Here is a 20732-nt window from a genome sequence, read left to right as displayed (position 1 = left end):
ACAACAACGCACCAACGCAACACAACCCAGCAGGACGCAGCAGGGCACGGCCGTACATGGGACAACCCGCCGGGGAGGCACACTGTGGTGGACGCGCACCAGACCTTCGTGATCGTCGGAGCCGGCCTCGCCGGGGCGAAAGCCGCCGAGACGCTCCGCGCCGAGGGTTTCACCGGCCGGGTGATACTGATCGGCGACGAGCGCGACCACCCCTACGAACGCCCGGCCCTGTCCAAGGGCTTCCTCACCGGCGCCGAGGAACGCGACTCCGTCTTCGTCGAGCCCGCCGCCTGGTACGCCGAGCACGACGTCGAACTCCACCTCGGCCAGCCCGTGGTGCATCTGGACCGCGCCGCCCACACCGTCCGCCTGGGCGACGGCACCACCCTCACCTACGACAAGCTGCTGCTGGCCACCGGCGCCGAGCCGCGCCGCCTGGACATTCCCGGCACCGATCTGGTCGGCGTCCACCACCTGCGCCGGCTCGCGCACGCCGAGCGGCTGAAGAACGTGCTCACCAGCCTCGGCCGGGAGAACGGCCACCTGGTGATCGCCGGCGCCGGCTGGATCGGCCTCGAAGTGGCCGCGGCCGCCCGCGGCTACGGCGCCGAGGTGACCGTCGTGGAGCCCGAGCCGACCCCGCTGCACAGCGTCCTCGGCCCCGAACTCGGCTCGGTCTTCACCGACCTGCACACCGAGCACGGCGTCCGCTTCCACTTCGGCGCCCGCCTCACCGAGATCGCCGGCCAAGACGGCATGGTGCTGGCCGCGATCACCGACGACGGCACCGAGCACCCGGCCCACGACGTCCTCGCCGCCATCGGCGCCGCCCCCCGCACCGCGCTCGCCGAGTCCGCGGGCCTGACGATCGCCTCCCGCGAGGAGGGCGGCGGCATCGCCGTGGACGCCGCCCTGCGCACCAGCGACCCCGACATCTTCGCCGCCGGCGACGTCGCGGGCGCCGCGCACCCGCTGCTCGGCCGCCGGCTGCGCGTCGAGCACTGGGCCAACGCCCTCAACGGCGGCCCCGCCGCCGCCCGTTCGATGCTCGGCCAGGACGTCGTCTACGACCGGGTGCCCTACTTCTTCTCCGACCAGTACGACCTGGGCATGGAGTTCTCCGGGCACGCCGCCCCCGGGTCGTACGACCAGGTGGTCGCCCGCGGGGACGTCGGCAAGCGGCAGTTCATCGCCTTCTGGCTGCGCGAGAACCGGGTGCTGGCGGGCATGAACGTCAATGTGTGGGACGTCACCGAGCCGATCCAGCAGCTCATCCGCAGCGGCCGCCAGGTCGACCCCGAGGCGCTGTCCGACCCGACGGTGCCGCTCGCCTCGTTCCTGGACTGAGCCCACCCCGGCGCCCGGCACCGTCCCGCGGTCCGGTCGCGGCCGTACCGCGTCCCGGTCAGGTCCCGGCCTGGCCGTAGACTTCCCCCGTGGCGGGCAGGATCAGGGACGAGGACGTGAAGGCGGTACGCGACGCCGTCCCGATCGACGCCGTCGTCTCCGACTACCTGCAGCTGAAGAACGCCGGCGGCGGCAACCTCAAGGGCCTGTGCCCCTTCCACGACGAGAAGTCCCCTTCCTTCCAGGTCAGCCCCAGTAAGGGTCTCTACCACTGCTTCGGATGCGGGGAGGGCGGGGACACCCTCGGGTTCGTGATGAAGGTGGACCACCTGTCTTTCACCGAGGCCGTGGAGCGCCTCGCGGCGCGGGCCGGGATCACGCTGCGGTACGAGGAAGGCAGCCACGTCCCCGGCCGCCAGCAGGGCGAGCGGATCCGGCTGGTGGAGGCCCACCGGGCGGCCGCGGCGTACTACCTGGAGCAGATGGGCTCGGCCGAGGCGGAGATCGGGCGGGCGTTCCTGGCCGGGCGCGGCTTCGACCGGGCGGCCGCCGAGCACTTCGGCGTCGGGTACGCGCCGGCCGGCTGGGACCACCTCGTGCGCCATCTGCGGGGCAAGGGCTTCACCGACAAGGAGCTGATCACCGCCGGGCTGGCCTCCGAGAGCCGCAGGGGCGGGGCGATCGACCGGTTCCGGGGCCGGCTGATCTGGCCGATCCGCGACATCACCGGCGAGGTGATCGGCTTCGGCGCCCGCAAGCTGCGCGAGGACGACCAGGGCCCGAAGTACCTCAACACCCCCGAGACGCCGCTGTACCGCAAGTCGCAGGTGCTCTACGGGATCGACCTGGCGAAGAAGGAGATCGCCCGCACCGGCCGCGCGGTCGTCGTCGAGGGCTACACCGACGTCATGGCCTGCCACCTGGCCGGGGTCACCACCGCCATCGCCACCTGCGGCACTGCCTTCGCGGGCGAGCACATCAAGATCCTGCGCCGGCTGCTGATGGACAACTCCACCGCCGAGGTCGTCTTCACCTTCGACGGCGACGAGGCCGGTCAGAAGGCGGCGCTGCGGGCCTTCGAGGACGACCAGAAGTTCGCCGCCGAGACTTCCATCGCGATCACCCCCGGCGGCATGGACCCCTGCGAGCTGCGGCTCGCCGACGGCGACGCGGCCGTGCAGCGGCTGATCGAGGGACGCACCCCGTTGTTCGCCTTCGCGCTGCGCTCGATCGTGTCCCGCTACAACCTCGACACCGACGAGGGCCGGGTCGCCGCGGTGGACGCCGCGGTGCCGGTGGTGGCCGCGATCAAGAACCAGGCGCTGCGCGACCGCTACGCGATCCGGCTGGTGGGGATGGCGGGCATGGCCACGCAGGCCGAGGAGCAGAGCATCATCCGCCGGGTGCGGGCGCTGGCCAGGGCTCGCGCGTCCGGCGGCAGCGGCCCGGCCGGGCCGGAGCGGTACGCCGGGGGCCCGTACGGCGGTTCGTTCGGCGGGCCGCCGGGTGGCCCGCAGGGGGCCGCGCGGGCGCAGGGCGGCGGGGTGCAGGCGCCGCCGGCTCCCCGCGGGCCGCGCCTGGACCTGCGCAGTCCCGCGCACCGCGTGGAGCGCGAACTGCTCAAGCTGGCCCTGCAGTTCCCCGCCTTGGTCGCCCCGGCCTTCGACGCCTACGGCGAGGACGAGTTCACCGGCCCGCCCTATGCCGCGGTGCGCCGCGCCATCGCGGAGGCCGGGGGCACCGAGTTCGCCGACGGGGACTACCTGCTGCGGGTCCGCGAGGCCGCGCCCGACGACTCGGTGCGCGGGATGGTGACCGAGCTGGCCGTCGAGCCGGTGATGCACAAGGTGCCGGAGATCTACGCGGGCGAGGTGCTGGTCCGGGTCCGGCTGCTCGCGGTGGACCGCCGCATCGCGCAGGTGCACGCGACGCTCGCCCGCCTGGCCGCGCAGGGCCTGCCGCCGGACGCCCCGGACGCCAGTGCGGCCCACAGCGAGCTGTGGGCGCTCCAGCAGTACGCCCAGCGGCTGCGCACGCAGGGGGCGGCGGCGCTGTAGGCGGGCGCACGTGCCGTCCGGTGCCGTGGAGTCGGAGGTCCCGCCGGCACGTCCCCGCGTGGGCCCGGGGGGGTGGGTGTCCACCGATCGGGGGACACCGCCGGGTCCGCCCGGTCGACGCGGCAGCCGCGCAGAGCGCGGGAGTCTGGGCCGTATGACGGAACACGCGGTACGGGTACGGGGGCTGCGCAAGAGGTACGGCGCGGTCGCCGCGGTGGACGGGGTGGATCTGGACATCCGCAGGGGCGAGGTGTTCGGGATCCTGGGGCCCAATGGGGCCGGCAAGAGCACGACGGTGGGCATCCTGCTGGGCCACCGCGGCCGCGACGGCGGCGAGGTGGCGGTGCTGGGCGAGGACCCGGCGCGGGCGGGGCGCGGCTGGCAGGCGCGGATCGGGGTGGTGTGGCAGGACGAGTCCGCGGCCGAGGAGATGACCGTGGCGGAGATCGTGCGGCACTTCGCCGGCTACTACCCGCGGCCGCGCGACCCGGGCGAGGTGATCGCGCTGGTCGGCCTGCAGGAGCGGGCGGGCGTGCGCGCCAAGCACCTGTCCGGCGGGCAGCGGCGGCGGCTGGATGTGGCGCTGGGTGTGATCGGCCGGCCCGAGTTGCTGCTGCTCGACGAGCCGACGACGGGCTTCGACCCGGTGGCCAGGCGGCAGTTCTGGTCGCTGATCCGCGCGCTGGCGGCCGAGGGCACGACGATCGTGCTCACCACGCACTATCTGGAGGAGGCCGAGGAACTGGCCGACCGGCTCGCGGTGATCTCGGCCGGGCGGGTGCGGGCGGTGGGGGAGCCGGCGACGCTCGGCGGCCGGGCGCAGGCGCCGGCGCGGGTGCGCTGGACGAACGCCGACGGCTCGTCGGGCGAGATCGTCACGGCGACGCCGACCGCCGAAGTGGCCGCGCTGGCCGCTCGGTTCGGCGGCGAGGTGCCCGGACTGCGGGTGAGCAGGCCGACGTTGGAGGACGTCTACCTGCGGTTGATCGGCCACGCCGGTGCCGCGGGCGAGGCCGGGGAGGTGGCACGGTGACCGCCGCCGGCGCGGTGCTGGCCACCCCCGCGGGCGCGGACGAACGGCTGCCGGGCGCCTGGCGGTTGGGACTGTCCCGCGGCGCGATGGAGGTGCGGCTGTTCTTCCGGATGCGCGACCAGGTGGTCTTCACCTTCGCGTTCCCGATCGTCTTCCTCTTCCTGTTCGCCTCGATCTTCCACGACCGCATGGCCGGCACCGGTGCCACGGCCTCGCAGTACTACGTGGCGTCCATGACCGCCGCCGGGATCATGTCCACCAGCTTCCAGTCGCTCGGGGTGTCCATCGCGGTGGAGCGCGAGCAGAAGGTGCTGCGCCGGCTGCGCAGCACCCCGATGCCGCCGGCCGCGTACTTCCTCGGCAAGATCTGGCTGGTGCTGGTCACCGGTCTGCTGGAGACCGCGCTGCTGCTGGCGTTCGGCACGGTCGTCTACGGGGTGGACCTGCCCTCGGACGTCACCGGCTGGCTCACCTTCGGCTGGATCTTCGTGCTCGGCATCACCGGCTGCGCGCTGCTCGGCATCGCCATCAGCAGCGTGCCGCGCTCCGCTCGCAGCGCCACCTCGGTGGTCGTCCTGCCCTTCCTGGTGCTGGAGTTCATCTCAGGGGTCTACATCCTGGTGACCACCGTGCCACGCTGGATGCTCACCGTCGGGTCGCTCTTCCCGCTGAAGTGGCTCTGCCAGGGGCTGCGCGGGGTGTTCCTGCCGTCGGCGGCCGCCGCGATGGAGCCGGCGGGCAGTTGGGAGTACGGGCGGATCGCCCTGGTGCTCGGGGCGTGGTGCGTGGGAGGGCTGGTGCTGTGCCTGCTGACCTTCCGGTGGCGCGGGCGGGACGAGTGAGCGCTGACGGGGCTGGTGCCGCGGCCGGCGGCAAGCACGTCTGGGAGGGCCCGTTCCTGCTGTGGGACTGCTACTTCGCGGTGTCCTGGGTGGCCACCGCGCTCTTCGGCCTGGCCGCCGACCGGCCGGGCGAGCCGGTCCGGCTCACCGCGGTGGGGCTCTTCGCGCTGCTGGTGCCCTGGTACCTGGCGGCCGGGCGGCCGGTGCTGGTCGCGCCGGCCGTGGACGGCCGGGCCGCTGCCCGCTACATCGCCGTCCTCGTCGCGGTGTTCGCGGTGGCGGCCTCGCTCGTCGCCGAACTGCGGCTGGGGACCTTCGCGTTGGTGCCGCAGTGCTTCATGGTGCTGCGGCTGCGGGCCGCTCTGGTCGCCGGCGCCGTCGTCAACGTGGTGCCGGTGGCGGGGTGGGCGCTGCTGTGGCGGCCCGAGGAGCACGTCCTGTACTACACGTCGCTGACCGCGGTGGCCACCTTGGTGTTCTCGCTGGTGTTCGGCAGCTGGATCATCCGCATCATCGAGCAGAGCAGCGAACGGGCGGAGATTCTCGCGGAGTTGGAGGCGAGCCGCGAGGGGGTGGCCCGGCTGTCCGCCGAGCGCGGCGCTCTCGCCGAGCGCGAGCGGCTCGCCCGGGAGATCCACGACACCCTCGCGCAGGGCTTCACCAGCCTGCTCATGCTGAGCCAGGCCGTGCTCTCGGAGCTGGACCGCGACCTGGAACAGGCCCGCGTGCACCTGGAGTTGATGGACCGCACGGCCCGGGAGAACCTCGCCGAGGCCCGTGCGCTGGTGGCCGGCGGTGCCCCCGCCGACCTCGCGGCCGGATCGCTGCCCGACGCGGTGCGGCGGCTGGCCGCGCGGCACGCGGAGCAGTCCGGGGCCCCGGCCGCGGTCGATGTCACCGGGGTGGTCCGGGCCCTGCCGCCCGCCGTCGAGGTCGTCGCCCTGCGGACCTGCCAGGAGGCGCTGGCCAACGTCCGCCGCCATGCCGGCCACGCCGTTCCGGTCGCCCTTGAACTCGCCTACGGCGAAGAGGAGCTGGCCGTCACCGTGCGGGACGAAGGATGCGGTTTCGACGGCTCCGCGGCCCCCGGGCCCGGCTACGGGCTGCCCGGACTGCGGGCCAGGGCCGCGGAGTTGGGTGGGCGGGCGCAGGTGTCCGCCGAGGCGGGGAAGGGGGTGACCGTGTCCGTGGTGCTGCCTGTGGACGCCGCCCGGTGATCCGGGTGCTGCTCGCCGACGACCATCCGGTCGTCCGGCAGGGCCTGGCCGCGATGCTGGGCGCGGAACCGGACCTGGAGGTCGTGGGGGAGGCCGGGAGCGGCCCGCAGGCCGAGGCGCTGGCCGCGGCCCTGCTGCCCGACATCGTGCTGATGGACCTGCGGATGCCCGGCGGCGGGGGAGCGGAGTCCACCGAGCGGATGACCGCGGCCGGGCTGCCCTGCCGGGTCGTCGTGCTGACCACCTACGAGTCGGACGGCGACATCCTGCGGGCCGTCGAGGCGGGCGCGGCCGGCTACCTGCTCAAGGACGTGGCCCGGGCCGAACTCGCCGAGGCGGTCCGCGCCGCCGCCCGCGGCGAGACCGTGCTCGCCCCCTCGGTCGCGGCCCGCCTGGTGGACCGGATGCGCGCCCGCACCGAGCGGCCGAGGCTGTCCTCGCGCGAGACGGCCGTGCTGCGGCTGGTCGCCGAGGGCTGCACCAACGCCGAGATCGGCCGCCGCCTGTTCATCGGCGAGTCCACCGTCAAGACCCACCTGCTGCGCGCCTTCGGCAAGCTCGGCGTGGCCGACCGCACGGCCGCGGTCACCAGCGCCATGCGCCACGGCCTGCTCTGAGGCACCCGGCCGGGGCCGCCGTACGAAGGCGCACGGCAAGGGGCCGGCGCGGGGGGTACGACGACGCGGGCGGGTGTGCGGGGGGTAACCGCCGCGGGCACATGCGTCACGGCACGGACGCGCGCGGTGACGTGGCGTGAAAAAGGGGGCGCACGACCCTCGTGGCGGAGGCGCGTCGTGGGTCACACTGGCTGACGGCGCCGAGTCCCCTCCGAGCCCAACGACGCGCTCACCGCGGAGGTCGCTTCCGTGCAGACCCAAGCCCAGACCACCGTCCCGACCGAGCTGCCCGCCCTCGCCGGCGCGGCCGCCGCCATACTGCCGGCCCCCGCCCCGCCGGCCCCGCTCGCCGTGCCCCGGGTCCCCGGCCAGCGCCGGGCGGACGAGCGGGAGGACGACCCGTACGCTCCCGGCGGCGTGCCCGGTGCGGCCGCCCTGCCGGGGCTCGTGCCGGACGCCGACGCCCTCGACCCTGTCACCGCGCCGGCCCCCGACCTGGTTCCGGACCTCGTCCCCGACCTCGACGGCGACCCGGCCCCCGGCTCCGCTTCCGACCTCGACGGTGAGCCCGCACCCGTACCCGGCCGCCGCCCCACCCGCGCCGACACCGCCGGACCGTCGGCCGACCTGTTCCGCCAGTACCTGCGCGAGATCGGCCGCATCCCGCTGCTCACCGCCGAGGGCGAGGTGGAGCTGGCCCGGCAGGTCGAGGCGGGCCTGTTCGCCGAGGAGCGGCTGGCCGCCTTTCCCGATCTGGACTCCCGGCTCGCGGTCGACCTGGACCGGCTGGTCGTGCAGGGCCGTGTCGCCAAGCGGCGGCTGATCGAGGCGAACCTGCGGCTGGTGGTCTCGGTGGCGAAACGGTACATCGGGCGCGGCCTGACCATGCTGGACCTGGTGCAGGAGGGCAATCTCGGCCTGATCCGCGCGGTGGAGAAGTTCGACTACGCCCGCGGCTACAAGTTCTCCACCTACGCCACCTGGTGGATCCGGCAGGCGATGTCCCGGGCGCTGGCCGACCAGGCCCGCACCATACGGGTCCCCGTCCACGTGGTGGAGCTGATCAACCGGGTGGTGCGGATGCAGCGCCGGCTGCTCCAGGAGCGCGGCTGCGAGCCGACGTTGGAGGAGGTCGCCGCCCAGCTCGGCCTGCCCGTCGAGCGTGTCGCCGAGGTGCTGCGGCTCGCCCAGGAACCCGTCTCGCTGCACGCCCCGGTCGGCGAGGAGGACGACGTCGCGCTCGGCGACCTCATCGAGGACGGCGACGCCGCCTCGCCCGTCGAGTCCGCCGCCTTCCTGCTGCTGCGCGAGCACCTGGAGGCGGTGCTCTCCACCCTCGGCGAGCGCGAGCGGCGCGTGGTGCAGCTGCGCTACGGCCTCGCCGACGGGCGCCCGCGCACCCTGGAGGAGATCGGCAGCCTCTTCGGCGTCACCCGCGAGCGCATCCGCCAGATCGAGTCCAAGACCCTCGGCAAGCTCCGCGACCACACCTACGCCCAGCAGCTGCGCGGCTACCTGGACTGAAACCCGGCGGCTGAAACCGGCGACTGAAACCGGCGGCTGGAACCCGCCGACTCAACCGGCGGTCACGAGGACGCGCGCTCGGGCTCCAGCACGATCCAGGTGCGCCCCGGATGCAGCGGCACCGCCTTGCCGTCCAGCGTGAACGACGTGCCGTCCTGCGCGGCCGGCCGGTCCCAGCGCAGCTGCCAGGCCCGCCCGTCGCGCAGCAGCAGCGCCTGCCCCTGCCCGACCGTCTGCGAGAAGGGCACGAAGCCGGTGCGGCTGTGGTACTGCGACTCCTTGACCTGGACGTGCTGGACGATCACGTTGTCGGCCGTCCACGGCGAGCGGGTGCCGTCCATCGCCACCCGGTAGCTCCCGCCGGACCAGGTGAAGGAGAACCGGGCCGCGGGCATGGCCGCCGAAGCGCCGGTGCGGGCGGTGCCGCCCGCGGGCACGGCTGCGGCGAAGGTCAGCCCGATGTCCTTGGCCGTGCCCGCGCCGTCCGTCAGCCCCTTCGTGCGCAGGTACTCGTTGTGCGGGGCCGGGCGGTCCGGGGAGCGGAAGAACGCCGTGCCGCCGGTGCGGGCGACGATCTCGTCGCTGTTCTTGAGTACCGGCAGCAGCTTGCTCTGGGCGCCGGAGAACGCCAGCGCCGGGTGGTTGTAGGCGGCCAGCAGCTGCAGGTCGGTCTCGCGGGCGCTGCGCACGGGGCCGACGACCGACGGCAGGTGCGTGTCGTCGAAGACCGCCATCAGCCGCGACAGGCCGCCCTCGACCTCGATCGCGTACACCAGGTCGGCGTCGTTGAGCCCCGTCTGCGGCCGCGCCGCCGCCACGTTGTCGATCTTCACCGCGAGCACGCGCCCCGCCGCCCCCGGCTCGCCGGTCAGCACCGAGCGGGACGGCCCGGTGGTCCGCGACGGGCCGCCGCCCGCGTTCGGCGTGCACGCGGCCGCCACCAGCGCGAGCACAGCCGATATCCCCGCCACGAGCACCCGCCGACCGACCATGGCTGCTCCCACCGCCGAAGTGACCCCCGACCATGGTGACTCCATCGGCCGGGACTTCCCACCGGAAGGACCGCCGCCGCGCGCCCGACCGATGCAATCCGGCCGCCCCGCCGGCCGACGGGCGCGGCCCGCGCTCAGCCCGCCGGTGGCGCGGCGAGAGACGGCGAGGTGCAGGTCGCGTCCCGGCTCCAGCCGGTCCCGGTGACCGTGACGCGCCGCGAGCGCGCCTGGGCCGCGCGGGAGGCCGACCCCGAAGCCGCGCCCGACGCTCCACCGGAGGCGCCGGGCGCCGCTGTCGGGACCGGCATGCGGAACGCCGCGGCCGTGCACGCCACCTGCTGCATCCCCAGCCCGTCGGGCGCCGCCACACCGGAGGGCAGCCGCACCGTCATCGAACTCCGGTCCACCTGCACCTCGACCGTCCCGGGCGGCCGCGGCAGGTGCGTGGTCAGATGCTTGCGGGCCTCCTCGGGGGAGGGCCCGGCGAACAGCAGCCGCATGGCCCAGGCCGCGGGGTCCGCCGCGCCCGGTGCCTTCCGCCACACCGCGGCCAGGTGCCCGTCCGCCACGAGGTAGACCACCACCAGGGCACTCGCCGGTGGCGGCTGCGGAAGGCCGGTCGCGGGCGCCCCGACGTCCACGACCCCGGTCGTCGGCACCCCGCACCCCGCGAGCAGGGCCGCCCCCACCGCGATCCCGCAGGCCCCGAGGATCGCCCGCCGCCGGTTCACCGCGCCCCCGCCTTCCCGCGGCCGTCCGCGTCCTCCGCGTCTTCTCCGTCGTCCACGCCGTCTGCGCCGTCCCAGTCGTCCGCGTTCCGCCCGCCCGGCCGGCACGGCAGCTCGACGGTGAACACGGCGCCGCCGGGACCGTTCTCCGCCCGCAGCCGGCCTCCGTGCAGCGCCACGTTCTCGGCGGTGATCGCCAGGCCCAGGCCGCTGCTCGCGCTGCGGGTCCGGGCCGAACTCGCCTTGTAGAAGCGCTCGAAGATGTGCGGCAGCGCCTCCGGGGCGATGCCCGGCCCGCTGTCGGCCACCACCAGCCGCGCCCACGGCTCCCCGCCCGCCTCCTGATAGGCGGTGAGGGTGACCGTGACCGGGGCGGCGCCGTGCCGCAGGGCGTTGCCGACCAGGTTGGCCACCACCACGTCCAGCCGCCGCGGGTCCACCACTGCGCGCAGCGCCTGCGGCAGTTCGGCCCCGACCTGCTCCTGCCAGCCCCGGGCGGCCAGCGAGCGCCGCACCGACTCGGCCAGGTCGATCTCGTCCAGGGCGAGTTCGGCCGCTCCGGCGTCGAAGCGGGAGATCTCCATGAGGTCGTTGACGAGCGTCACCAGCCGCCCGGTCTCCCCGCTGATCAGCTGGACCGCTTCGGCCGTCCCGCGCTCCAGGTGCGCCACCTCGTCGTCCAGCACCTCGGTCACCGCCGACATCGCGGCCAGCGGGGTGCGCAGTTCGTGGGAGACGTCGGCGACGAACCGCCTGGCCTGCGCCTCCATCTGGCGCAGCTCCGTCACCGAGCGCTCCAGCGCGGCTGCCGTCTCGTTGAACGTCCGCGACAAGTCGGCGAGTTCGTCCGACCCCTGGACGGTCAGCCGGGTGTCGAGGTGGCCGGACGCCATCCTGCGGGTCGCCCCGCGCAGGGCACGGACCGGGCGCAGCACCCCCCGCGCCACGAGCAGCGCCAGCAGCACCGCCAGGCACACCGCGGGCACCGCCGCCCGCTCGATCGCCGTGACGAGCGCGCTCACGTAGCGCTGCTCGGCGGTCTGGGGCACCACCAGGTAGAAGGCGAGCCCGGAACTGGACTGCGCCACCGTGCCGTACCCGTAGGTGACGGGCAGGCCCACCACCAGGGCGGAGGCGCTGCCGGAGCGCACCCGCTGGAACACCGCCACCGAGCGGGTGTCCACCGACCTGCGCAGGGCCGCGGTCACCTCGGGGAAGCTGTCGCCGGGCTGCGAGGTGACCCGCAGGTCGCGGTAGGTGGCGAGCACGCGCCAGTGCTGGGAGCTGTGGGTCGTGGCCAGGTCGGTGACCACCGCGGCCAGCCCGTCCCGCTGGGGCGGGGTGCCGGCGGCCGGGATCTGGGCGTCGACGCTGTCGCGGAACTGGTCGACCACCATGTCCTGGCTCTGCTGGAGCACCCCGACCCGCGCCTCGCGGAAGGTGAGCGCCCCCGTGCCGAGCACGCCCACCACCGCCACCAGCGCGAAGCCCACCACCAGGCGGAACCGCAGACCGCCCACGACGCCGGGTATCCGGGCCTTCACCGGGTCCCCCGCGATCCGGCCCTCATCGGGCCCTCATCCGGCACGGAAGCGGTAGCCGAAGCCGCGGACCGTCTCCACGTACCGGGCACCGCCGCTCGTCTCGCCGAGTTTGCCCCGCAGCCGCTTCACACAGGCGTCCACCAGCCGGACATCGCCGTGGTAGCTGTGCTCCCAGACCTGCTCCAGCAGCTGCTGGCGGCTGAGCACCTGGCCCGGGGCCGCGGACAGCGCGAGCAGCAGGCGCAGTTCGGAGGGGCCGAGCGGCACCGGCTCGCCGTTGCGGGTGACGGTGTAGGCGGCCCGGTCGATGGTCAGCTCGCCGTAGCTGCGGGGCCGCAGATGGGCCGGCACCGCGGCCTCGGGACCGAAGCGGCGCAGCACGGCGCGGATGCGGGCCTCCAGCACACCGGCCTGCACGGGCTTGATCACGTAGTCGTCCGCGCCCGTCTCCAGGCCGAGCACCACGTCCACGTCGTCGCCGCGGGCGGTGACGATGATGATGGGGAGCTGGTCGCGGTCCCGGATCCGCTTGAGCACGTCCAGGCCCGTCATGCCCGGCAGCATCAGGTCGAGCACGGCCACGTCGGGGCGGTGCGAGCGCAGCGCGGCCAGGCCCTCTTCGCCGGTGGCCGCCGCCGTGACGCGGTGCCCCCGGTGCCGGAGCCCCCACGTGACACCCTGCCGGACGGCGGGGTCGTCTTCGATCAGCAGGACGTCGGACACGCCCCTCAGTATGGGCGGGCCGGCGCGGTGACGGGCCTGTGGGCGGCCCGCGGGCGGCGACTGTTGCAGAACGGTCACATGGGCGCCCGGCCCCCACCGCCGCCCAGCAGCGGACCTTCACCGGCCGTTACCGATACGTGACCGATTGGGCCAGGGCCCATCATGTGGCGCCACGAGGGTGGCGACCGGAAGGGCATCGGGCGGCTGCGGCCGCCGGGCCCGCCGGTCGTCGAAGGGGAAGCGGTATGGGCGGGACACGCAGGGGCAACGGGAGCGCCAAGGCGGCGCACGCGGGCGGGCGGGCCCGCGGCGGCCGCGGCATCTTCCTCGTCGTCGGGCTCCTCCTCGCCGTGCTCGTCGCCATGGCCGCCTTCGCGGTACGGCCGGGGCGCTCGGCCGAGGCGGACACGCGGACGTACGACCTGTCCACGACGGCCCCGGTCCCGACGACCGACGCGCCCACCCGGACCGCGACCGCTACGCCGTCCGCGACCGCCACCTCCTCGGTGCCGCAGCACGGCACCGGCTCCTTCACCACCGCCGACGCCTCGGCGAAGCCGGCGGGGTCGGGCCACATACGCCGCTATGAGGTGCAGGTCGAGGGCGGGGCCGACATCTCCGCCGCCGACGCGGCCCGCGAGATCCAGGGCATCCTGGCCGACCCGCGCGGCTGGACCGACGACGGCCGCGACGGCTTCCAGCTCGTCTCCTCCGGCCCGGCCGACTTCGTGATCAAGATCGCCACACCCGACACGGTGGACGCCATCTGCGGTGCCGCGGGGCTGCACACCCACGGCGAGGTCAACTGCGACGTCGGGCCCACCGTGGTGGTCAACCTCAAGCGCTGGCTGCTGGGCTCGCCCGAATTCCCCGGCCCCATCCAGGACTACCGCGCGCTGATCATCAACCACGAGGTCGGCCACCGCATCGGCCACGGCCACGAGGGCTGCCCCGGCCCCGGCAGGCTCGCCCCCGTGATGATGCAGCAGATCGACGGCCTGCACGGCTGCAAGGCCAACGCGTGGCCGTACGACGCCCAGGGCCGCTACATCCAGGGCCCGCCGGTGGCCTGAGGCCGCTCCGGCCTGCCGCCCCGCCAGATGCTGCCCGCGCCCGGCCGCCCGCGCAAAGACGTTGCCAAGAACGCCCCACGTACCGGTAGGGTCACGGGCCGTCCCGATAGCGTGACCGGGTGAAGGGAACTCCAGCAACGGCCGCCCGCCCAGCCGCATCCGCCGCACTGCTCGCAGCGCTGCTCCTCGCGACCACGGCCTGCTCCTCGTCCCCCTCGGGCCCGACCGCGGCGCAGGCGGGGAAGGATTTGCAGGCCGACCTTCAGGCGGCGGTCAAGGGTTACATGGCGCAGAACGAACTGACGCCGCCGTTCACCGTGACGTCGGACGGTTCGAAGGACATTTCCTGCGGCAAGGGCAAGGCACGCCGGGTCTACACCACCATGCAGCGCAGGACCGGCAAGGGCGTGACCGATCCCGGTTTCATGCTGGGTGAGGTGGAGAGCCTGGCGGGCTTCCTCGACCAGTCCAAGGTCTATGTACCGGGGAGCAGGACGGAAAAGGACCAAGGTCCGGTCACCGTCAGCGAGAAGGCGACCAGCAGCCGGCATCACGCCCGCGCCCTCATCACGGGGAAGGCGGATTCCGGAGCGTTCGTCCTCGTGCTGGAGAGCACGACGGACTGCCTGCGCACGTCCTGACAGCAGGATTGCGCGTCAGTCCCCCTTCTCGGCCGCGTGTGCGACAGCGTCCGCCTGAGCGCTGGTCAGGAGTCCCGAGCCCTCCTCCTCGCGGTCGTGGAAGGTAGAGGTCCCCACGGGGATGTCCTGGTCTGCGAGCCACCTGTCGAACTGGCCGAGCCGGTCCGCGCGCTGCTCCTCGGCCTTCTCCGGGTCCGCACTGTCGCTCAGTTCCTCGAACGGCTTGAGCTTGCCGTCCTTGTCCCGCAGGTCCGACGGGATGTCCGTAGTCGGCCAGCCGGCCTCCACGAGGATCGAGGCGGTGTTGTAGCGGGACGCCTCGAGCATCTCGATGTTCTTCTCCTCCACGCCCTCCAACTCCTCCGGTCCCGCAGTCATACTGATGGCTGTCGTGAGGCCGAACTCCTTGCCGCCCCAGGTGAAGGCACGCCACAGCATCGTCGGGCCGTAACTCCAGTCCGGCTCACCCACCATCTCCATCGGCAGGATGAGACCGGCCTTGAGGTTCTCGCGGAAGGCGTCCACCTGCTCGTCGCTTTCGCCACGCACTTTCACTGTGGCGTTGTACTCCAGCCTCGACACGTTGCCGAATGCCTTGGCCGCTCGGTTGAAGTAGTTGGCGCCGCCTGGCGTGTCCTTGATCAGCCCTTCCTTGTCCATGCGCGCGGCCCGTAGAAGCACGTCGTGCTGGAGGTTGCCCATCGCCTCGTCGTAGGGCGCGGAATGGGCGTCGGCGTCGGCGAAGATCTTCAGGAAGTTGTAGGTGTCCACGCCACCGAGGTGGAACGCCGGTTCAAGGCCAGGGAGTTCGTGATAGCTCTCGTCACTCGGCGCTCCGAAGGACGAATCGTCGGAGGCAACGGCGTCCATCACGTTCCCCGCCGTTGCGAACTCCGGTGCGTACGTGGCTGCCAACCGCCCCATGTCGGACTTGAAGTTGCCGTTGAAGCCCAGCGTGTCCTTCGTGTTCGCCGCCGCGAGGATCGCGCAGTAGGCGAAGTTCTGCTCCCAGGGGTTCGGCTTGTAGGAGGCGTCCACGTGCCAGAGGCCGTGGGAGTCCGTGGTGCCGTGGACGCCCGAGGCGGTGTCCATCATCGCGCCCAGCGCTGTCTGCACTTCGCTGTTGCGGTGGCCGTAGGTCATCAGGGAGGACAAGTGGCCCTGCAGATCGGGGTTGTCGGGGTCGCCCATCTGGGCAACGGCGTCGAAGGCGGCCCGGCCGTTGCGGGAGAGGTCCTGCAGGCCCAAGGCGACAAGGTCGTTGGGCAGCCCGAGGGGCGCCGACACCGTGGTGAGACTGCGATAGTCCCCTTTCGGGTCCTTGGCGAGCCGGTCCAGGCCGTTCGCGCGGACCGCCTTGGCGAGGAAGTCGCTGGGGAAGTCGCCGGCCGACAGCATCGCGGCCCGGTTCCACGCGATCTGGCTGTCGTTGCCGGGCACCGGCGTGAGGTATGCCTTCTTGAGCTTGTCGAAGCCCGGTGCGGGGTGCTGGGCACTGACGGCGGTCGCGAACGCGTGACTGTAGATCCTCAGATCGGCGGCCGCCGTACCGCTCCCCGCGCCGGAGAGGTCCTGCGGCAACTCGTTGGCCACCACCGGGTTCAGGTTCGCGTAGAAGGCCGAGCAGAAGTCCGGGTCGTCCTTGCGCGCGGCCAGTTCGAGGGCCATGTCGTGGTACGCCTGGCCGGCCTTGGCGTCGCCGCCCGTGTTGTGGTTGAGGCGCTCGGCGAGCGCCTTGCCGTCGGATTGCGCGGCGCTCGTGCTGAGGACCGGCTCGGGCACGTGCACCAAGTGGTCCTTGCCCGCGGTGCGGTCCATCGCCACCGCCAGGGTGTGCCGCCTTCTCAGGCCCGGCAGTTGGTCGTCCAGCCAGCCGCAGATGCCGACGATCTCGGCGAGCGGCCCGGTGTCCAGGCCCAGGGCGGCGAACCGTGTGCGGAACTCCGAGGCGCGGCCCCGCAGATGGTCCTTGTCCTTCGCGAAGGACGTGATCATGCCCTGGAGCGCCTGCGGGTCGATGCCCGAGAAATCGCCCATCCCGTTCCCCCCTGTCACAGTGGCCGCGCCAGTCGCTCCGGTCGGTCGTGCCCCAGTTCATCCGGAGGCGGGAGGGCTGTTGCCGACTTTGCCCGATGACGAGGTGCTTTTGACGCTCCGTTGGCAATCGGGAACGCGCTGTGACGCAAAAGGTGGCCGGCCCCCGCGGGACCGGCCACCGTGGCGGCTCGACGGGACCGCGCCCGCCGGCCTGCTGCTCAGTCGACCTCCGCCACCGCCTGGGCGAACTGCGCCGCGTACAGGCGGGCGTAGGCGCCTTCCTTGGCCAGCAGCTCGTCGTGGGTGCCCTGTTCGACGATCGCGCCGGACTCCATGACGAGGATGACGTCCGCGTCGCGGATCGTGGAGAGCCGGTGGGCGATGACGAAACTGGTGCGGCCGTGGCTGAGTTTGGCCATCGCCTGCTGGATCAGCACCTCGGTACGGGTGTCGACCGAGCTGGTGGCCTCGTCCAGCACCAGGATCACCGGGTCGGACAGGAACGCCCGCGCGATCGTGATGAGTTGCTTCTCGCCCGCGCTCACCCCGCTGCCCTCGTCGTCCACCACCGTGTCGTAGCCGTCGGGCAGGGTGCGGATGAAGCGGTCGGCGTGGGCCGCGCGGGCCGCCGCCTCGATCTCCTCGCGCGTGGCGCCCTCGTGGCCGTAGCCGATGTTCTCCGCGATCGAGCCGCCGAACAGCCAGGTGTCCTGGAGCACCATGCCGATCGAGGCCCGCAGTTCCTCGCGGGACATCGTGGCGATGTCCACCCCGTCCAGGGTGATCCGGCCGCCGGAGACCTCGTAGAACCGCATCAGCAGGTTGACCAGCGTTGTCTTGCCCGCGCCCGTGGGGCCGACGATCGCCACCGTGTGGCCGGGCTCCACCGTCAGCGACAGCCCGTCGATGAGCGGCTTGTCCGGCAGGTAGCGGAAGGAGACGTCCTCCAGCGCGACCTGTCCGCGGAGCTTCTTGGGGCGCGCGGGCGCAGTCGGCTCGACCGACTGCTCCTCGGCGTCGAGGAGTTCGAAGACCCGCTCGGCCGAGGCGACCCCGGACTGGATCAGGTTGGACATGCTCGCCACCTGCGTGAGCGGCTGGCTGAACTGCCGGCTGTACTGGATGAACGCCTGCACGTCGCCGATGGACAGCGCGCCCGAGGCCACCCGCAGGCCGCCGACCACGGCCACCAGCACGTAGTTGAGGTTGCCGATGAACATCATCAGCGGCTGGATGGTGCCGGAGATGAACTGGGCCCGGAAGCCGGACCGGAACAGCGCCTCGTTCTCCTCGTCGAAGATCTCCTCGGACTCCTTGGCCCGGCCGAAGACCTTCACCAGCGAGTGGCCGGTGTACATCTCCTCGATGTGGGCGTTGAGCTTGCCGGTGGTCTTCCACTGCTGGACGAACTGCGGCTGCGCGCGCTTGCCGACCTGGGTGGCCACCAGCAGCGTCACCGGCACCGTCACCAGGGCGACCAGGGCCAGCAGCCAGGAGATCCAGAACATCATCGCCAGCACGCCGACGATGGTGAGCACCGAGTTGATCAGCTGCCCCATGGTCTGCTGCATGGTCTGGCCGATGTTGTCGATGTCGTTGGTGGCGCGGCTGAGCACCTCGCCGCGCGGCTGGCCGTCGAAGTACGACAGCGGCAGCCGCGACAGCTTGACCTCCACATCGCGGCGCAGCCGGGAGACCGCGCGGTTGATGACGCCGGTGGCCGTGCGCATCTGGAGCACGCTGAGCAGCGCGGCCGCGACGTAGACCCCGAGGGCGAGCAGCAGCACATTGCCGATCGCGCCGAAGTCCATGCCCTGGCCGGGGGTGAAGTCGATGCCCTTGAGCATGTCGGCGACGCCGCCGTTGCCGTGGTCGCGCATCGCCTGCAGCGCCTGGTCCTTGGAGACGCCGTGGATCTGCCGGCCGATGACGCCGGCGAAGATCAGGTCGGTGGCGTGGCCGAGGATGCGCGGCCCGGTGACGGCGAGCGCCACGCTCGCCGTGCCGAGGGCCAGCAGCAGGGTGATCTTGAAGCGGTCCGGGCGCATCATCCCGAGCAGCCGCTTCAGCGAGCCCTTGAAGTCCATGGACCGCTCGATCGGGCCGCCGCCCATGAAGCGGGCCGGTCCCGCCATCGGGCGCGGTCCCCTGGCGGCCGCGCCGCCTCCCGTACCGCTCATGCCGCGGCCTCCTGCTCGGTCAGCTGCGAGAGGACGATCTCCCGGTAGGTCTTGTTGTCGCGCATCAGCTCCGCGTGGGTGCCGGTGCCGACCACGCGGCCCTCGTCCAGGACCACGATGCGGTCGGCGTCGCGGATGGTGGACACCCGCTGGGCGACGATCACCACGGTGGCCTGCGAGGTCTCGCGGGCCAGCGCCCGGCGCAGGGCCGCGTCGGTGGCGTAGTCCAGGGCGGAGAAGGAGTCGTCGAAGAGGTAGATCTCGGGGCGGCGGACCAGACATCGGGCGATCGCCAGGCGCTGCCGCTGGCCGCCGGAGACGTTGCTGCCGCCCTGCGCGATCGGCGCCTCCAGGCCGCCTTCCAGCGCGGCGACGAAGTCCTTGGCCTGCGCGACCTCCAGCGCGTGCCACAGCTCCTCGTCGGTGGCGTCCGGGCGGCCGTAGCGCAGGTTGCTGGCGACGGTGCCGGAGAACAGGTACGGCTTCTGCGGCACCAGGCCGACGGTCTCGGAGAGCACCTTCGGGTCCAGTACGCGCACGTCCTCGCCGTCGACCAGGACGCGGCCGCCGGTCGCGTCGTACAGCCGCGGGATCAGGCCGAGCAGGGTGGACTTGCCGCTGCCGGTGGAGCCGATCACGGCGGTGGTCTGACCGGGGTGGGCCTCGATGTCCACGCCGCGCAGCACCGCGGCCTCGGCGCCGGGGTAGGCGAAGTCGACGCCGGAGAGCTGGAGGTGGCCGTGCCGGCGCAGTTCGGTGACCGGGACCTGGGGCGGCACCACGCTGGAGTCGGTGTGCAGCACCTCCTGGATGCGCTCGGCGCACACCTCGGCGCGCGGCACCATCATGAACATGAAGGTGGCCATCATCACCGACATCAGGATCTGCATCAGGTAGCTGAGGAAGGCCGTCAGCGCGCCCACCTGCATCCCGCCGCTGTCGATCCGGTGCGCGCCGAACCACAGGACGGCGACGCTGGAGACGTTCACGATCGCCATCACGGTCGGGAACATCAGCGCCATCAGCCTGCCGGTGGCCAGCGACACCGCGGTCAGGTCCTTGTTGGCGCCGTCGAACCGGCGCTGCTCGTAGTCATCCTTGACGAAGGCGCGGATCACGCGGATGCCGGTGATCTGCTCGCGCAGCACCCGGTTCACGGTGTCCAGCCGCTTCTGCATGCTGCGGAAGAGCGGCCGCATCTTCCGGACGATCAGGCTCACCGCGATGCCGAGCACGGGGACGACGGCCAGCAGCAGCGAGGACAGCGGCACGTCCTGGCCGAGCGCCATCACGATGCCGCCGACGCACATGATCGGCGCCGACACCATCAGCGTGAAGCTCATCAGGACCAGCATCTGCACCTGCTGGACGTCGTTGGTGGTGCGGGTGATCAGCGAGGGCGCGCCGAACTGGCCGACCTCGCGGGCGGAGAAGCGCTGCACCTGGCGGAAGACCGATCCGCGGATGTCGCGGCCGACGGCCATGGCGGTACGGGCGCCGAAGTACACCGCGCCGATCGCGCACACCATCTGCACCACGGTGACGCCGAGCATCACGGCGCCCAGGCCCACGATGTAGCCGGTGTCGCCCTTGACCACGCCGTTGTCGATGATGTCGGCGTTGAGGGTCGGCAGGTACAGGGCGCCCAGGGTGGACAGCAGTTGGAGCAGCACCAGGACGCCGATGGGGCGTGTGTACGGTCTCAGGTGGGACCGCAGGAGGGTGATCAGCACGCTGGGTTCCTTCTCGGTCTGAGGGCGGCCGGGTCGTCTCGGGCGTCTGGGGTGGGGGGTGTGCCGGGTTCTTGCTTCCGGGCCCTTCCGGGCCTTGCGGGCTTCCACGGTCCCCTGCGGGCACAGGTGTGGCGTGGACGCCGACCAGGAGGACGCGGGAGCCGGCCGCGGGGTTGAGCGGCTCCCCGCGACGGTGCCGCCGCCGGGTCGGCGGCGCGCCACCCTACCCCCGCCGGCTGTGCGGCGCAGCGGAATTGCGGCCGCACGGGCGGCTGCCCCTCCGGGCAGGCGAGGCCGTCCGGGCCGGCCGGGTATGCCCTCAGGGGCGAGCAGTTGCGACCGCTCTACGATATATCGGTTACAGGGTCACGGCAACGTCCGCGGGGGTGTCGGCACCGGCGCCGGTGGCCGTAGCCGCAGCGGCGTACGTAGGGGTGTGCGGGG

General features: G+C 73.0%; 16 protein-coding genes. 9 read left to right on the top strand and 7 right to left on the bottom strand.

Annotation, left to right across the window (positions count from 1 at the left end; genetic code table 11):
• Positions 1-84 precede the first annotated feature (84 nt).
• From BLR33_RS32565 to BLR33_RS32535, 7 genes are all read left to right on the top strand, one after another.
• Positions 85-1347 (top strand): NAD(P)/FAD-dependent oxidoreductase, encoded by a 1263-nt coding sequence (locus tag BLR33_RS32565; protein WP_093788352.1) that lies wholly within the window; start codon positions 85-87, stop codon positions 1345-1347.
• Positions 1348-1436: 89 nt separating this feature from the next.
• Positions 1437-3404, top strand: a complete 1968-nt coding sequence (gene dnaG, locus BLR33_RS32560) for a DNA primase (RefSeq protein ID WP_093788350.1) — start codon at positions 1437-1439, stop codon at positions 3402-3404.
• A 154-nt stretch (positions 3405-3558) separates the two neighbouring features.
• Complete coding sequence (locus BLR33_RS32555; RefSeq protein WP_093788348.1) at positions 3559-4437, top strand: ABC transporter ATP-binding protein; 879 nt, start codon at positions 3559-3561, stop codon at positions 4435-4437.
• Positions 4438-4523: 86 nt separating this feature from the next.
• Positions 4524-5279 carry an ABC transporter permease gene (locus tag BLR33_RS32550; protein ID WP_093788389.1) on the top strand — a complete coding sequence of 252 codons (756 nt, stop codon included), beginning with the start codon at positions 4524-4526 and terminating at the stop codon, positions 5277-5279.
• The gene (locus BLR33_RS32545; RefSeq protein WP_093788346.1) at positions 5276-6496 is read left to right on the top strand and encodes a sensor histidine kinase; all 1221 of its coding nucleotides are present in this window, start codon (positions 5276-5278) and stop codon (positions 6494-6496) included. Before BLR33_RS32550 ends, BLR33_RS32545 begins: the two co-directional genes overlap by 4 nt.
• On the top strand, positions 6493-7113 hold the full coding sequence (locus BLR33_RS32540) for a response regulator (protein WP_093788344.1): 621 nt from the start codon (positions 6493-6495) through the stop codon (positions 7111-7113). Before BLR33_RS32545 ends, BLR33_RS32540 begins: the two co-directional genes overlap by 4 nt.
• A 249-nt stretch (positions 7114-7362) precedes the next feature.
• Positions 7363-8637 carry an RNA polymerase sigma factor gene (locus BLR33_RS32535; protein ID WP_093788342.1) on the top strand — a complete coding sequence of 425 codons (1275 nt, stop codon included), beginning with the start codon at positions 7363-7365 and terminating at the stop codon, positions 8635-8637.
• Between the two features lie 62 nt (positions 8638-8699).
• On the opposite strand, the gene BLR33_RS32530 is transcribed toward BLR33_RS32535, so the two are convergent.
• The 4 genes from BLR33_RS32530 to BLR33_RS32515 all read right to left on the bottom strand — a co-directional run bounded on the left by BLR33_RS32530 (position 8700) and on the right by BLR33_RS32515 (position 12624).
• Positions 8700-9629 carry a DUF3048 domain-containing protein gene (locus BLR33_RS32530; protein WP_176930717.1) on the bottom strand — a complete coding sequence of 310 codons (930 nt, stop codon included), beginning with the start codon at positions 9627-9629 and terminating at the stop codon, positions 8700-8702.
• Between the two features lie 134 nt (positions 9630-9763).
• Positions 9764-10360 carry a hypothetical protein gene (locus BLR33_RS32525; RefSeq protein WP_093788338.1) on the bottom strand — a complete coding sequence of 199 codons (597 nt, stop codon included), beginning with the start codon at positions 10358-10360 and terminating at the stop codon, positions 9764-9766.
• On the bottom strand, positions 10357-11877 hold the full coding sequence (locus BLR33_RS32520) for an ATP-binding protein (RefSeq protein WP_245771817.1): 1521 nt from the start codon (positions 11875-11877) through the stop codon (positions 10357-10359). Before BLR33_RS32520 ends, BLR33_RS32525 begins: the two co-directional genes overlap by 4 nt.
• 57 nt (positions 11878-11934) lie before the next feature.
• Entirely contained in the window at positions 11935-12624 is a 690-nt protein-coding gene (locus tag BLR33_RS32515) for a response regulator transcription factor (protein ID WP_093788336.1), read from the bottom strand.
• 245 nt (positions 12625-12869) lie between these two features.
• On the opposite strand from BLR33_RS32515, the gene BLR33_RS32510 reads away from it, so the two are divergent.
• Positions 12870-13697, top strand: a complete 828-nt coding sequence (locus BLR33_RS32510) for a DUF3152 domain-containing protein (protein WP_093788334.1) — start codon at positions 12870-12872, stop codon at positions 13695-13697.
• Between the two features lie 248 nt (positions 13698-13945).
• Positions 13946-14338, top strand: coding sequence for a hypothetical protein (locus BLR33_RS32505; RefSeq protein ID WP_093788332.1), 393 nt, complete (start codon positions 13946-13948; stop codon positions 14336-14338).
• Positions 14339-14353: 15 nt separating this feature from the next.
• Here the strand turns inward: BLR33_RS32505 and BLR33_RS32500 are convergent, their stop codons facing one another.
• The 3 genes from BLR33_RS32500 to BLR33_RS32490 form a co-directional block, all read right to left on the bottom strand.
• Complete coding sequence (locus BLR33_RS32500; protein ID WP_093788330.1) at positions 14354-16375, bottom strand: hypothetical protein; 2022 nt, start codon at positions 16373-16375, stop codon at positions 14354-14356.
• 218 nt (positions 16376-16593) lie between these two features.
• Entirely contained in the window at positions 16594-18555 is a 1962-nt protein-coding gene (locus BLR33_RS32495; RefSeq protein WP_407639752.1) for an ABC transporter ATP-binding protein, read from the bottom strand.
• Entirely contained in the window at positions 18552-20288 is a 1737-nt protein-coding gene (locus tag BLR33_RS32490; RefSeq protein WP_093788326.1) for an ABC transporter ATP-binding protein, read from the bottom strand. The genes BLR33_RS32495 and BLR33_RS32490 overlap by 4 nt, the downstream gene beginning before the upstream one ends.
• Between the last annotated feature and the right edge of the window lie 444 nt (positions 20289-20732).

The sequence above is a fragment of the Actinacidiphila guanduensis genome (assembly GCF_900103985.1).
In the GTDB taxonomy this organism is placed as follows: domain Bacteria; phylum Actinomycetota; class Actinomycetes; order Streptomycetales; family Streptomycetaceae; genus Actinacidiphila; species Actinacidiphila guanduensis.
The sequence above is the reverse complement of the archived record's forward strand: the minus strand, read 5'-3'. Positions and strand labels throughout refer to the sequence as shown.